The organism is Streptomyces sp. NPDC043867 (genome assembly GCF_056435845.1).
The window spans coordinates 106,526-120,027 of record NZ_JBWKDS010000022.1 but is presented as its reverse complement, the minus strand read 5'-3'; the positions used below and the strand labels follow the sequence as shown (position 1 = coordinate 120,027).

Here is a 13,502-nt window from a genome sequence, read left to right as displayed (position 1 = left end):
GCAGCAGACCGTCCGCCGGAAGCGGACGGTCTGCCTCATCATGCCGTCGTACGGGGTGGGAGCCGAGCCCGGAGCGGATGATCGGCGCCGGGTGTGGGATGCCTCACGAGCATCCGGGACAACGCACCGGGCAACCGGGCGCAATGGGCTCATTGCGGGGTGAGGCGGGACTCCTCCACCGTCGTCAGCCGGGCGTCGGCGCCCTCGACCGCGCGGGCCTGTTCGAGGCGCAGCCGGGCTTCGCGTCCGTGCAGGGTCAGGGTCATGAGCTGGTTGCCGAACCAGGGTCCGCCCATCCTGCGCCAGTCCACCGCGGGCCGGCCGAGACGTCCGTGCCGGGAGAGCAGGCGCCCTATCGCGCGTCCCGTCCGGCTCCAGCCGAAGCGGAAACCGAGCCGCATGGACGTGGGGATGGAGTTGTGGACGGGGGAGCAGGTCAGCTGGAGGACCCGGGCGTCCGGGGTGGCGTCGGCGGGCCACAGGGGCTCGGCGACATAGGCGTGGTGCACGTCACCGGAGAGCACGAGCACCGTGGCCGGGGCCTGTTCGCCGCTTCCCGCCTCGGCGATCAGCCGGCGCAGCGCCTCGAAGGACTCGGGGAACGCCGCCCAGTGCTCCAGATCGGCCTTCCTGCGCACCTGTTCCCCGATGCGCGCCCAGCGGGCCCCGCGCTCGCCCCGGCACACGCCGGCGTTCCACGTCTCGGCGTCGTGGATGAGGTGGGGGAGCAGCCAGGGCAGCGAGGTGCCGATGAGGAGGTGGTCGTAGGCGTCGCGGCGGTCCAGCACCTGCTCCCGCAGCCAGCGCTCCTCGCCCTCGTCCAGCATCGAGCGGTTGACCTCGTCCAGGACGCGGGCCGCCCGCGAGTCCAGCATCACCACGCGGACGCGGCCGAAGTCGCGGCGGTAGCTCCAGCGGACCGAGGCCGGCTCGGCGTCGGACCGGGCGGCGTGCTCCCGCAGGACGTCCGTGCCGTCGGAGGTCGCGCGGACGGCGGCGTAGAGCGGGTCGGCCGCCAGCTCGGCCGGGGACAGGTTGCCGAGGTGCTGGTGGACCCAGTACGACATCAGGCCGCCCAGGATGCGCTCGCGCCACCACGACGTGGCACGGATGTCGGCGAGCCAGGACGCGCTCGTGTTCCAGTCGTCGATGACGTCGTGGTCGTCGAAGATCATGCAGGTGGGGACCGTGGACAGCAGCCAGCGGATCTCGGAGTCCCGCCACGATTCGTGGTACAGCCGGGTGTACTCCTCGTAGTCCGCGACCTGCTCGCCCGGGGGCTGGTCCAGGTCGCGGCGGGAGGCGATCCAGCGGCGGGTGGACTCGGAGGTCTCGTCCGCGTACACCTGGTCGCCGAGCAGGAGGAGCACGTCGGGGCGCTCCGCCTCCGGGGAGGAGGACAGGCGCGCGGCGAGCGTGTCCAGGGCGTCGGGGCCCACGGGGTCCTTCTCGTCCCCGGGCGGCGCCGCCCAGCGGCAGGAGCCGAAGGTGACCCGCACGCTGTCCCCGCTGTCCCGGTCCAGGGTGCGGATGGCCGGGGGCGGGAAGCGCGAGTCGGGCGGCGGCCAGACGGGTGTGTCGTCCAGCAGCAGTTCGTACGTCGATTCGGTGCCCGGCTCGAGGGCGGTGAGGACCACCAGCGCGTAGTGGTGGCCGGCGACTTGGAACGTGCGGGCCTCGCCCTCGGCACCCTTGGCGCACCGCACCCTCGCGGTACACGGACCACTCGTCTCGACCCATACGGTCGCGGACGAGTCGTCGACAAACCTGAGCAGGGGGCCCAGGAGCAGCTCCGACACGGCGATCACCTTCCTCCGTCGTCCCGTACGGTACGGAACGACGGAGACCGGCGACAGGGTTCCCGGGAAGTGTCGGGCCCTCAGCAGCCGCTGAGCACCGAGGACAGCTTGTTTTTCTCCGCGCTGTCGACCGAGAGGTCGTAGTAGTACTTCACCTGGACCCAGGCGCGCACGTAGGTGCAGGCGTAGGTGGTCCGTGAGGGCATCCAGGTGGCGGGGTCCTGGTCGCCCTTGGCCTGGTTGACGTTGTCGGTGACGGCGATGAGCTGGGGGCGCGTCAGGTCGTTGGCGAAGGCCTGGCGCTGCGCGGTGGTCCAGCTGTCGGCGCCGGAGTCCCATGCCTCGGCCAGCGGCACCAGGTGGTCGATGTCCAGGTCGGAGGCGGCGGTCCAGGTCGCGCCGTCGTAGACCGAGTACCAGCTGCCGCTGGTGGCGGCGCAGGCGGAGTCGGTGACGACGTTCGTGCCGTCGCGCTTCAGGACCGTCTCACGGGTGTTGCACGCCCCGCTGACGGTGATCCAGTGCGGGAAGAGGTCGCGGTTGTATCCGGTGCGGTCCTCGGTCGCCACGGTGAGCGAGGCGAGGTAGCTGCGGGCGGTGGCGGCGCTGACCGGGGTGGGCAGAGCGGCGGAGGCCGTCGGGCTGTTGAAAATCCCGGCCATGGCTATCAGACCGGTGACGGCTGCGAGTATGCTCAGCCGTCGACGCGCGTAGACCTTTGGCATGCGAACTCCCTTGCAGAGCAGGACCGTTGGGGCGAGCGAGCACATGCTTGCGGCGGCTTGTTTCCGGGAGATGTGCGTCGGGTGAGAAGTTAATGACGCGTACATGACAAAGCAAGGGTCGTGACGGGACCAAAGACCCTGGGGGCGTCCGCGGGCGTCGCGTAGGATGGACGGCGCAGAAGGGGAGTAGCTCTTCGCCGGACCGTCGACATACTGCTCAGCTCGTCTGAGCCGGCGCCCGGAGGCAGACCTCGTGCGCGGGGCCGGCCAGCGAGACCTTCGGCAAGCAGTGCACCGCCCGCGCGTCCCCGTGCGGGTGCCCGTGTGTGCTGCCGTGCCGAGGTGTCCAAGCGCAGCACAGCACTCTCGGCGGGGCGGCCCCGACCGATTGAGGAACATTGATCAGCTTCAGCGTGACGGCGCTCGTCTTCGGCGTCGTCTTCCTTGCCGAGCTGCCGGACAAGACCGCGCTCGCCGGACTCGTGCTCGGCACGCGCTACCGCGCCTCGTACGTCTTCGCCGGCGTCGCCGCCGCCTTCGCCGTCCACGTGGCGCTCGCCGTCGCGGCGGGCAGCGTGCTGACCCTGCTGCCGCAGCAGATCGTGCACGCGCTCACGGGTGTGCTCTTCCTCGCCGGCGCCGCGGTGCTGCTGATGAAGAAGGGCGAGGACGAGGAGGAGGTCCGCGACCCCGCGAACCAGAGCTTCTGGAAGGTCGCGGGCGCGGGGTTCATGCTCATCCTGGTCGCCGAGTTCGGTGACCTCACCCAGATCATGACGGCCAACCTCGCCGCCCGGTACGACGATCCGCTCTCCGTCGGTCTCGGCGCGGTCCTCGCCCTGTGGGCGGTCGCCGGCCTCGGCATCGTCGGCGGCAAGGCCCTGATGAAGCGGGTGCCGCTCGCGCTCATCACGAAGGTCGCGGCGCTGCTGATGCTGGCCCTCGGCCTGTGGAGCCTGTACGAGGCGGTGACCGGATGAGCCCGTCACCGCGGGGGAATCACCTCCCTTCGGCGTCCCGGCCCGGGCTCTCGCGCAGGTGCCCGGCGAAGCCCCTGGTCAGGCGTGGTGGCGCCAGAGGTCCATTGTTTTGTATCGTGAAGAAACAAAGTGGCTCCCGCCCGTTCTCCCTGACCGGCGGGCGGGGCCGCCTTGTCCCCGGGGGCCCCGCGCGGCTCCCTCTCACGCGTCTTGGAGCATGCCGATGACGGCCACCACCGTTCTGACCGCCCGCGCCCTCCTGCTCGACATGGACGGAACGCTCGTCAACTCCGACACCGTGGTCGAGCGCTGCTGGCGGCGCTGGGCCGACCGGCACGGGCTCGACGGGGACGAGGTCATGAAGGTCGTCCACGGCCGCCAGGGCTACGCCTCCATGGCGGTCCTGCTGCCGCACCGGCCCATGGAGCAGAACCACGCGGACAACGCCCGCATGCTCGCCGAGGAGACCGCCGACATGGACGGTGTCGTCGAGGTGCCCGGAGCCGCGGTGTTCCTCGCCTCCCTCGCCGGGCTTCCGCACGCGCTCGTGACCTCGGCCGACGTCGGCCTGTCCACCGCGCGGATGGCCGCCGCCGGGCTTGGGCTGCCCCGCCTGCGCATCACCGCCGAATCGGTCGGCGCGAGCAAGCCGGATCCCGAGGGCTTCCTCAAGGGCGCCGCCGAACTGGGCGTCGCGCCCGAGGACTGCGTCGTCTTCGAGGACTCCGGCGCGGGGATCGCCGCCGGCAGGGCCGCCGGGATGCGGGTCGTCGGGGTCGGCCCCCGCGCCGCGGTCCACGGCCCCGATGCCCTGGTCGACGATCTCACGCAGGTGCGGGTCGAGGCGGGTGCGGACGGGTCGATCCGGCTGCACATCGGCTGAGGGTTGCCGGGACCGCCGCTCGAGTGAGGCCGGGGCGCCGATCATCGGTCGCCGGTCGCCGGTCGCCGTGCGGCGACCGACGTCCGTGGCCGGTGCAGACGTGTGTGGCGGGCGCTCACCGTCGTCCTGTGCGGCTCGCCCCGCCCGCGGTGTGCCGTGGCGTCCGGCCCCCGGTGCGGGCGGTCGTCTGTCGGGCCCGTGCGGACGGGGGCCGGGGGAGAACCCGCGGCCGGTCAGGGCTGGGGGGTTTCCGACTCCAGGCGGGCGCGGGTGGCCGTGCCGTAGACGCCCAGTTCGTCGGAGCTGATCCCGCGGGTCCACTGGTAGTGGCGCACGGCGTCCTCGACCTGACGGCTGAAGGTGCCGTCGATGCCTCCGTTGTAGATGGCCAACTGCCGCAGCCGCAACTGGAGTTCGGTGACCTCGGAGCCCTGGTCGCCACGGCGCAGTACGGTGGCGCGGTGTTCGTCCGGAGCCTCGGACGGGGGCCGTACCGAACCCGTGGCGCGGGCGGTCGTCGGTGTCCCCTTCGGGCTCTTCGACGGGGACGGCGTCGCCGACGGGCTCGACGACTTCGAGGGCGAGGGGCCGGCGCTCTCCGACGCCGTGGGGTCCTGGGAGGCGGGCGCGGACGACCTGCTCCGGCTCGGGGACGCGGCGGCCGGGGCCGACCGCTCCTGCGGCACACTCGCCCGTACCGCGTCCGGCAGCGCGCCGTCCCGTTCGGGTGTGTCGTAGGACAGGACTCCGCTCGCCAGCCCGGCGACGGCCACGACGGCCACCGCCGCGCCGGCCGCCATCAGGAGCACCGAGCGGCGGCGGCGCCGGGGCGGCTCGTCGCCCGGCGGAGGAGCACCGGGCGGCGGGGTGCCGGGCCCGGGGTCCGCTTCCTGGAAGAGCCGGACGTCCTCAGGAGCAGGAGCAGCAGCGGGTACGGGCGTCGCCGCCGTGAGCGGCATCGTGCGCTCGGCCGGCCCCTCCGGCGGCAGGGGCACGGCGCGCGTGGCGGGCTCCCGCGTCCACGCGTCCGGCGGCTTCGGCCCGGCGGGGCCCGTGCGCTCGGTGCCGGGGTCCTCACCGGCGCCGGGGGAGGCCGTGCCGAGCTCCACGTAGGGACGGATGCGCAGCGGGTCGAAGTCCTCCGCCGCCGCGGCCTCGGCCGTACGGGCGTCACGCGCCGCGTCCGACGCCCGCCGGGTGCAGCCGCAGGACGGAGTCCCGTCCGGCTCCCGGCGCGTGCCGCACTCCGGGCAGACGTGTCCCTCGGATCCGCTCACGTGTGGTCCCTCCCCCTCACGACCTCCAGAGACTATCCAGGCCGCCTTCACGGGTCCCCCCGGCACCCCGGGATACCCGGCCCGGGCGAGGACTCAACAGGCCATAACCGGTCACACCGACCACGATGGGAGATGACCGAGACGCCTGGGCCCAGGGAGATCCGTATGACCGGCGACGCGCAGGGCACCGACGCGGCGGTGGCGGACGGGAGCGTGTCCGGCGAGGACCATGTGCACGGCAGCGTTCTCGTGTCGATCGGCGCGCTGCTGCTCGGCATGCTGCTGGCCGCCCTCGACCAGACCATCGTGTCGACCGCGCTGCCGACCATCGTCAGCGAGCTCGGCGGGCTGGAACACCTGTCCTGGGTCGTCACCGCGTATCTGCTCGCCTCGACGGCGGCGACACCCCTGTGGGGCAAGCTCGGCGACCAGTACGGCCGCAAGAAGTTGTTCCAGACGGCGATCGTGATCTTCCTGATCGGGTCCGCGCTGTGCGGCATGGCGCAGAACATGCCGCAGCTCATCGGCTTCCGGGCGCTCCAGGGCCTTGGCGGCGGCGGGCTGATGGTGCTGTCCATGGCGATCGTCGGCGACATCGTCTCGCCGCGCGAACGAGGCAAGTACCAGGGGCTGTTCGGTGCCGTCTTCGGCGCGACCAGTGTCCTCGGGCCGCTGCTCGGGGGCTTCTTCACCGAGCACCTGAGCTGGCGCTGGGTCTTCTACATCAACCTGCCCGTCGGCGTGGTCGCGCTCGCCGTCATCGCCACGGCCCTGCACATCCCGCGCCGGGCCGCCCGCCACGTCATCGACTACCTGGGCACCCTGCTCATCGCCGCCGTGGCGACGTGCCTGATCCTGGTGGCCTCGCTCGGCGGCACCACCTGGGGCTGGACCTCGCCGCGGCTCGTCGGGACCGCGGTGCTCGCCGTGGTCCTGGCGGTCGCCTTCGTGGCCGTGGAGCACAGGGCGGCGGAACCGGTCCTGCCACTGAAGCTGTTCCGCGTACGGACCTTCACGCTCTCCGCCGTCATCAGCTTCGTCGTCGGCTTCGCCATGTTCGGGGCGATGACCTATCTGCCGACGTTCCTCCAGGTCGTCCAGGGCGTCTCCCCGACCCTGTCCGGCGTGCACATGCTGCCCATGGTGTTCGGCCTGCTGCTCTCCTCCACCGTCTCCGGCCAGATCGTCAGCCGCACCGGCCGCTGGAAGGTGTTCCCCGTCGCGGGCACGGGCATCACCACCCTGGGACTGCTCCTGCTCCACCAGCTCGACGAGAACAGCGGCACGGCCGAGATGAGCGCCTACTTCTTCGTCTTCGGCCTCGGCCTCGGCCTGGTCATGCAGGTCCTGGTCCTGATCGTGCAGAACGCGGTCCCGTACGAGGACCTGGGCGTCGCCACCTCCGGCGCCACCTTCTTCCGCTCCATCGGCGCCTCGTTCGGCGTGGCCATCTTCGGCACGGTCTTCGCGAGCCGGCTGGGCGACAAGCTGACCACCGCGCTCAGCGGGCAGCAGCTCCCCCCGGGACTCGGGGTCGACTCCCTCAAGGCCGACCCGAAGGGCATCGCCGAGCTCCCGGCCACGCTGCGGACACCCGTCCTGCACGCCTACGCCTCGGCGATCACCGACGTCTTCCTGTACGCCGCCCCGGTCGCGCTGGTCGGGTTCGTGCTCGCCTGGTTCCTGCGCGAGGACCGGCTGCGGGGTTCCGTCACGGCACCGGACGCCACACAGACGCTGGCCAGCAATCCGGTCGAACGGTCCTCGTACGACGAGGTGTGCCGGGCCCTCTCGGTCCTCGGCACCCGCGAGGGGCGGCGCGAGATCTACGTGCGGATCACCGAGCGGGCGGGCGTCGGTCTGCTCCCGGCCGCCGGCTGGCTGCTGCTGCGCATCCGCAAGCACGGCCGGGAGGAACCGGCGGTGCTGGCCGAGCACAGCGCCGTACCGCTGGACGTCGTGATCGCCGCGGCCCGCCAGATCGAGGAGCGCGGGCTGGCCCGCCGTGAGGGTGTCGAGCTGGTGCTTACGGACGAGGGACGTGCCGCGGCCGGCAAGCTGGCCCGGGCCCGCGAGGAGTCCCTGGCCGAGCTGCTCGGCGACTGGTGGGGCCCCGACCGTCCCACCGACCTGATCCGGCTGGTGGAGGAACTGGCCGCCGAGATGTGCGGCTCCGACGCGGAGCGCCCGCACGGGACGCCGGGACGCCCGTACCGCCGGGTGGCCTGAGCCTCTCCGCGCCCGCGCGTCCGCGGGCCTCGTGGAACGGGTCAGCCGGTCAGGTCCTTCGTGAACCAGTGCTCCGCGTACTCCTCGTCGTTGTGCGGCTCCGTCTCCTCGTACCCGAGGCGCGCGTACAGCGTCCGGGCCTCGACCAGGTCGCCGCGGGTGTCGAGCACGATCCGCTTGGCACCGAGGGCGCGGGCCGCGTCCTCGGCGGCGCGCACCAGGAGTGCGCCGCCGCCCCGGCCGCGCACCTCCTCGCGGAGGAAGACCCGCTTGAGCTCGGCCGTCGTCGCGCCCGTCAGCCGCACGCCCGCGCTGCCGGCCGGCTCGCCCGCGTACCGCGCCAGCAGCAGCACTCCACGGGGCGGCGCGAAACAGTCCCCGCCGTCCGCGGCGATCTCCCGTTCCAGTTCGGCGGGGTCGGTGCGGTGCCCCTCGTGGAGCAGGTACCAGCGGTCGCTGACCTCCGTGTAGTAAGCCCGCCACAGCGCGGCGGCGTCCGGCGAGTCGAAGGGTTCAGGTGCGACGGTCCACGGGGAGGGCGTACGGGTCATGGCCGTCATTGTCGCGATGTGCCGTCCTCCGTCCGCAAGCGGTTTTCCCCGTGCGGCGGGCACGGCGGGCCGTGCGGGCTGCACCGGAACGCGCCGGGTAGCGAGCGGCGCGTCGGGACGGAGGCGTGCGCCCGGGACGGAGGCGTGCGCCCGGGACGGAGGCGTGCGTCGGGACGGAGGGGTTGTGCGGAGGGGCCCTGGGGCCGACGCCGGGGCGCGCACCGTTTGCGGAGCGGCTTCGGGGCAACCCGAACACAGAACCGGCCCGTTGGGTCGAAAACTCCGGAAGGCACCCATGTCCACAGGCGTGATCATCACATTGATCGTGATTGTGGCGGCCGTGGCGCTTGTCGCGGTCGTCCTGAAGCTGCTCGCCCGCAGGCCGCAGGGCGGGCGCAGCCTCCAGCGGCGCTTCGGCCCCGAGTACGACCGTGCCGTCGCCCGGCACGACGGCGACGAACGGGCCGCCGAACGAGACCTCACCGAGCGGGTGAAGCGGCACGGTTCGCTGCGCGAGCGGCCCCTGGAGCCCGCGGCCCGTGAGCAGTACGAGGCCCGCTGGGCCGTCGCTCAGGAACGCTTCGTCGACTCGCCGCGGGAAGCGGTGGCCGAGGCGGACCGGCTGCTCAGCGAACTGGCCGGGGCGCGGGGCTTCCCCGAGCACGGCCGTTACGAGGAGCAGCTCGAGGCCCTCTCCGTGCACCACGCGCACCACGTCCACGGATACCGGCGGGTGCACAGCGCGGCGCACGGCAGTGCCGACGGCGCCGCCGGGAACGGCACCTCCACCGAGGAGATGCGCGAGGCCATGCTCGACGCCCGCGCCCTGTTCGAGGAGCTGGTGACACCCGGCCGCAAGGACGACGTCCGGCACCGCGCGGACAACGGCACGAACGGTGCGAGGACGGCCGCCGACGACTCGGAGACGGATCGTTCCGGCAACCGCACACACGCGCCGTGGACCCTCAACCGGCGCCACCCGAAGGGAAGTTGACCGAGATGGCAGACGTGACACGAGGCGAGGGCGCGGAGCGCCGGGGGACGGCACGAGGGTCCGAGGGCCCGGGCGCCGATGTCACCGCGGCCGGGACGCCCGGCCGTGACGGACGAGCGGACCACCAGGGCGTGACCGGTGACCTCACCACGAGCCGGGAGACCGCCGAGGCGCGGGAGACGGCCGCGGCGCGCGAGGCCGACGGGACGACGGGCACCCGCGGGACCCACCCGGGGACGGGTGCGCGTGGCGCCGGCGCGGTGCCCCGCGGCGAGGGGCTCGGCACGGAGGCGGACCGCGACGGCGCGGCGACCGCCTGGCGGGACGGCGCGGGTACCCCCACGGGGACCGGCCGGAGCGCCGGCACGGCGGCCGAGGGCCGCACCAGGTCGCCGCGCGAAGGGGTCGGCACGACGGAGGGCGTAGGCCGCACGGCGGGCGAGGGCCTCGCCGCCCGCGAGGGCGCCGGCGTGACCTCACGCGAAGGTGCTTCCGGTGAGGGCCGGGGCAGCGGGGCCCCGCTGCTGGCGCACGAGGAGTCCGACAAGCTCGCCCGGCGGCTCCAGCACGCCGTCGGCGGGTTCGTGGACGAGCCACGGACGTCCGTGGAGGAGGCCGAGCACGTGCTGGAGGAGATCGCCGCGCGGTTCACCGACGCGATCACCGAGCGTCGGCGCACCCTCCGTTCCGCCTGGCAGTCCGCAGGTGAGGGCAAGGGCACGGCCACCGACACCGAGCAGCTCCGGCTGTCCCTGCGGGACTACCGCGAGATGGCGGAGCGGCTGCTGCACACCTGAGCACACGCACGACCCGTGAGGCGCACGACCCGTACGGCTGGCGCCAGCGCCGCCCGTACGGCGCACGAGAGGCCGCGTCCCGGACCATGTCCCGGGGGCGCGGCCTCTCGACGTGCGCCGGTCAGCTCTCCCGGCGCTCGCGCCAGTCGCGGACGATCTCCTCGACGTCGTACGGCTTGAGCCCGAGCGGGGGTCCCGGCGGCGGTTTGAACATGACCTCGCGGATCTTGGCGTTGAGGGCCTCGACGATCCGGCGGACGGCCCCCTCCGAGGGGGCCGCCGCTGCCGCCGCGAGCGCGTCCTCGGCCTCCTTGCGCAGAGCCAGCGTCGGCGGCAGGACCGAGAGTCCCTCGCGGGCCATCTTCCGCTTGATCCACCACAGTTCGTCGTACGGGGCGTCGGTGACCGCCGGCAGCGGGCGGCCCGCGCCCGCGAGTTCGGTGAACTCCCCGCGGGCCTCCGCCTCGCGGATCTGCTTGTCGACCCAGGACTCGAAGCTGACACCAGGTGGCTTTCGCTCGGTCATGAGTCCATTGTGCCGGATGCCACCCGGCCGGTCCCGTGGCGAATTATCATGCGTCGGCGGTGGTCGACGACGCCCGCGCAGGGACCGGACAGCTGAGCCTCCAAGGAGCGCACGTGCTCGAACTCACCATGGCCTCGGTCTCCGGGGCGGACGCCGGGGCGACGGCCGGCATGCTGATGGCCGAGGCGCCCAGCGAGCCGGGCGCCGTGCTGCGGGTGGGCCGGGACAAGGCCGTCTGCCGGCTCGCCACCCCCGACGACTGGCTGTTCGTCTCGCGGGTCCACCTGGAGTTCCTGTGCGGGCCGGACGGCACCTGGCAGGTGACCTGGCTGCGCGGCTCGCACCCGGACCCCTCGTCCGAGGTGCGCCTGGCGCTGGCGGGTCTGCCGCCGCAGCCCCTGCCGTACGGCGGGACGGCGAGACTGCCCGGGGGCGGCTCGGGGGAGCTGGTCATCCAGGACCGCACCGGCCCGCGCAGCGTGAACGTCGGCTTCTACCACGAGGCCTGACGACCGGTCAGTCCAGCACCCGGGCCAGCGCGAAGCCGTCGTACCCCTTGCTGCCGACGGTCTGGACCGCCGTGCCGCTCAACTTCGGGTGTCCGGCGATCAGTTCGAGGGCGGCCCGGGTGCCCCGGATGCTCGGGTCGTCGCTGCCCGCGTCGGTGACCCGGCCGCCGCGCACCACGTTGTCGAGGACGATCAGGCCGCCGGGGCGGGTGAGTTCCACCGCCCACTCGACGTAGTGCGGGTTGTTGACCTTGTCCGCGTCGATGAAGACGAGGTCGAACGGCTCGGGGCGCTCGGCGGCGAGCGCGGGCAGCGACTCGAGGGCGGGGCCCACCCGGACCTCGCACAGCTTGTCGAGGCCGGCGCGCGCGAGGTTGCCGCGGGCGACCTCGGCGTGCCCGGCGTCGTACTCCAGGGTGACCAGTCGGCCGTCGGCGGGAAGTGCGCGGCCCAGCCAGATCGTGCTGTAGCCGCCGAGGGTGCCGATCTCCAGGATCCGGCGGGCGCCCAGGATTTGGGCGAGGAGCTGGAGCAGCTTGCCCTGGTTGGGTGCGACGTTGATGGGTGGCAGTCCGGCGGCCTCGCTGTCGGCGAGCGCCGCCGTCAGGGCCTCGTCGGGCGGGGAGAGAAGCTGGGTGAAGTAGTCGTCGACCGTGTCCCAGGACTGGGCCTCGCTCATGCACCACGCCTTTCGTATGCCTAGTTAGATGAGCTAACTAGTGCCCGGGCGAATCTAGTCGCGCGTGTGGTGATTGTCAGCGGGTTTTCGGTCGGCGGGCTCCACGGACGGGGCGGAACCGGGCAGGGGGCGGCCCGCCGACTCGGTCATGAACCACACCGCCACGCCGCCGATCACGGCCGCGGCCATCATGTAGTACGCGGGCATCATCATGTTGCCGGTCGCCCCGATCAGGGCCGTGACCACCAGCGGGGTCGTCCCGCCGAAGAGCGAGACGGAGACGTTGAAGCCGATGGACAGCGAGCCGTAGCGCACCCGGGTCGGGAAGAGGGCGGGCAGCGCCGAGGGCATCGCGGAGGTGAAGCAGACCAGGAGCAGGCCGAGGGCGCCCATGCCGAGAGCCACCGCGAGCAGGCTGCCCTGGCGGATCAGCAGGACGGCCGGGACGGACAGCGCGAGGAAGCCCAGGCAGCCGGCGGCGATCACCGGACGGCGCCCCACCCGGTCGGTCAGGGCGCCCGCGAAGGGCTGCACCACCATCATCAGCGCCATCACGCCGAGCACGACCAGCAGACCGTGCGTCTCGTCGTACTTCAGCTCGCTGGTCAGATAGCTCGGCATGTACGACAGCAGCATGTAGTCGGTGACGTTGAAGACCAGCACCAGGCCCACGCAGAGCAGCATCGCCCGCCACTGGCCCGCGACCATCTCGCGCAGCGGCACCTTCGGGCGGTCGTGCTCCTTCTGCGCGGCCTTCTCCAGCTCCGCCGCGAACGCCGGAGTCTCCTCGAGCCGCATCCGCAGGTACAGGCCGATGATGCCCATCGGGCCCGCGATCAGGAACGGGATGCGCCAGCCCCAGGCCACCAGGTCGCCGTCGGACAGCAGCGCGGTCATCAGGGTGACCAGACCGGCGCCCCCGATGTAGCCGGCGAGCGTGCCGAACTCCAGCCAGCTGCCGAAGAACCCGCGCCTGCGGTCGGGCGCGTACTCGGCGATGAAGGTCGAGGCGCCCGCGTACTCGCCACCGGTCGAGAAGCCCTGCACCAGCCGGGCCGCGAGCAGCAGCAGGGGCGCGCCGACGCCGATGGTGGCGTACGACGGGATGAGGCCGATCGCGAAGGTGCCCGCCGCCATCATGATCATGGTGAGGGCGAGGACCTTCTGGCGGCCGACGCGGTCGCCGAGCGGCCCGAAGACCATGCCGCCGAGGGGCCGGACGAGGAAGGCCGCGGCGAACGCGCCGAAGGTCGAGAGCAGCTGCGCGGTGGGGTTGCCTGACGGGAAGAACACCTTGCCCAGCGTCACCGCGATGTAGCTGTAGACACCGAAGTCGAACCACTCCATCGCGTTGCCCAGCGCGGCGGCCTTCACGGCGCGCCTGACCAGAGCCGGGTCGGTGACGGTGACGTCGGGGCGGCCGGGGCCCGGTGGTGCGGCGGATGCGACGGGAGCGAGGGGGGAGACGGTGGGCAAGATTCCGCTCGCCTGCCTTTCGACGGGGACGGGGACGCGGCTCCTGCGAAAGCGAGCCGAAAAGCGACCATAGGGGC

13 protein-coding genes are annotated in these 13,502 nt (G+C 72.8%); 6 read left to right on the top strand and 7 right to left on the bottom strand.

Annotated elements, in window-relative coordinates; translation table 11 throughout:
* Positions 1–149: 149 nt before the first annotated feature.
* Positions 150–1,799, bottom strand: a complete 1,650-nt coding sequence (locus AC069T_RS22425) for an alkaline phosphatase D family protein (RefSeq protein WP_478784411.1) — start codon at positions 1,797–1,799, stop codon at positions 150–152.
* Between the two features lie 80 nt (positions 1,800–1,879).
* On the bottom strand, positions 1,880–2,524 hold the full coding sequence (locus AC069T_RS22420) for an HNH endonuclease family protein (RefSeq protein WP_478784410.1): 645 nt from the start codon (positions 2,522–2,524) through the stop codon (positions 1,880–1,882).
* A 398-nt stretch (positions 2,525–2,922) separates the two neighbouring features.
* On the opposite strand from AC069T_RS22420, the gene AC069T_RS22415 reads away from it, so the two are divergent.
* Together AC069T_RS22415 and AC069T_RS22410 are read left to right on the top strand one after the other, a co-directional pair.
* A complete protein-coding gene (locus AC069T_RS22415; protein ID WP_478784409.1) occupies positions 2,923–3,504 on the top strand; it encodes a TMEM165/GDT1 family protein in 582 nt (193 codons plus the stop codon).
* A gap of 217 nt (positions 3,505–3,721) precedes the next feature.
* Positions 3,722–4,387 (top strand): HAD-IA family hydrolase, encoded by a 666-nt coding sequence (locus tag AC069T_RS22410; RefSeq protein WP_478784408.1) that lies wholly within the window; start codon positions 3,722–3,724, stop codon positions 4,385–4,387.
* A 233-nt stretch (positions 4,388–4,620) separates the two neighbouring features.
* Here AC069T_RS22410 and AC069T_RS22405 read toward each other — a convergent pair whose 3' ends face one another.
* A complete protein-coding gene (locus AC069T_RS22405) occupies positions 4,621–5,664 on the bottom strand; it encodes a peptidoglycan-binding domain-containing protein (RefSeq protein ID WP_478784407.1) in 1,044 nt (347 codons plus the stop codon).
* 165 nt (positions 5,665–5,829) lie between these two features.
* Here AC069T_RS22405 and AC069T_RS22400 point away from each other — a divergent pair, with 165 nt between their 5' ends.
* Positions 5,830–7,893 carry an MDR family MFS transporter gene (locus AC069T_RS22400; RefSeq protein ID WP_478784406.1) on the top strand — a complete coding sequence of 688 codons (2,064 nt, stop codon included), beginning with the start codon at positions 5,830–5,832 and terminating at the stop codon, positions 7,891–7,893.
* Between the two features lie 41 nt (positions 7,894–7,934).
* On the opposite strand, the gene AC069T_RS22395 is transcribed toward AC069T_RS22400, so the two are convergent.
* Positions 7,935–8,444, bottom strand: coding sequence for a GNAT family N-acetyltransferase (locus AC069T_RS22395; protein WP_478784405.1), 510 nt, complete (start codon positions 8,442–8,444; stop codon positions 7,935–7,937).
* A gap of 295 nt (positions 8,445–8,739) precedes the next feature.
* On the opposite strand from AC069T_RS22395, the gene AC069T_RS22390 reads away from it, so the two are divergent.
* Together AC069T_RS22390 and AC069T_RS22385 are read left to right on the top strand one after the other, a co-directional pair.
* A complete protein-coding gene (locus AC069T_RS22390) occupies positions 8,740–9,438 on the top strand; it encodes a hypothetical protein (protein ID WP_478784404.1) in 699 nt (232 codons plus the stop codon).
* A gap of 5 nt (positions 9,439–9,443) precedes the next feature.
* Complete coding sequence (locus AC069T_RS22385; RefSeq protein ID WP_478784403.1) at positions 9,444–10,235, top strand: hypothetical protein; 792 nt, start codon at positions 9,444–9,446, stop codon at positions 10,233–10,235.
* A gap of 121 nt (positions 10,236–10,356) precedes the next feature.
* Here AC069T_RS22385 and AC069T_RS22380 read toward each other — a convergent pair whose 3' ends face one another.
* Positions 10,357–10,761: a DnaJ family domain-containing protein gene (locus AC069T_RS22380; RefSeq protein WP_478784402.1), complete on the bottom strand. Its 405-nt coding sequence runs from the start codon at positions 10,759–10,761 to the stop codon at positions 10,357–10,359.
* 113 nt (positions 10,762–10,874) lie between these two features.
* On the opposite strand from AC069T_RS22380, the gene AC069T_RS22375 reads away from it, so the two are divergent.
* Positions 10,875–11,270: a hypothetical protein gene (locus AC069T_RS22375; RefSeq protein WP_478784401.1), complete on the top strand. Its 396-nt coding sequence runs from the start codon at positions 10,875–10,877 to the stop codon at positions 11,268–11,270.
* A gap of 7 nt (positions 11,271–11,277) precedes the next feature.
* Here the strand turns inward: AC069T_RS22375 and AC069T_RS22370 are convergent, their stop codons facing one another.
* Both AC069T_RS22370 and proP read right to left on the bottom strand, forming a co-directional pair.
* The gene (locus AC069T_RS22370) at positions 11,278–11,949 is read right to left on the bottom strand and encodes an O-methyltransferase (protein WP_478784400.1); all 672 of its coding nucleotides are present in this window, start codon (positions 11,947–11,949) and stop codon (positions 11,278–11,280) included.
* Positions 11,950–12,003: 54 nt separating this feature from the next.
* The gene (proP, locus tag AC069T_RS22365) at positions 12,004–13,425 is read right to left on the bottom strand and encodes a glycine betaine/L-proline transporter ProP (protein WP_478784399.1); all 1,422 of its coding nucleotides are present in this window, start codon (positions 13,423–13,425) and stop codon (positions 12,004–12,006) included.
* Positions 13,426–13,502 lie beyond the last annotated feature (77 nt).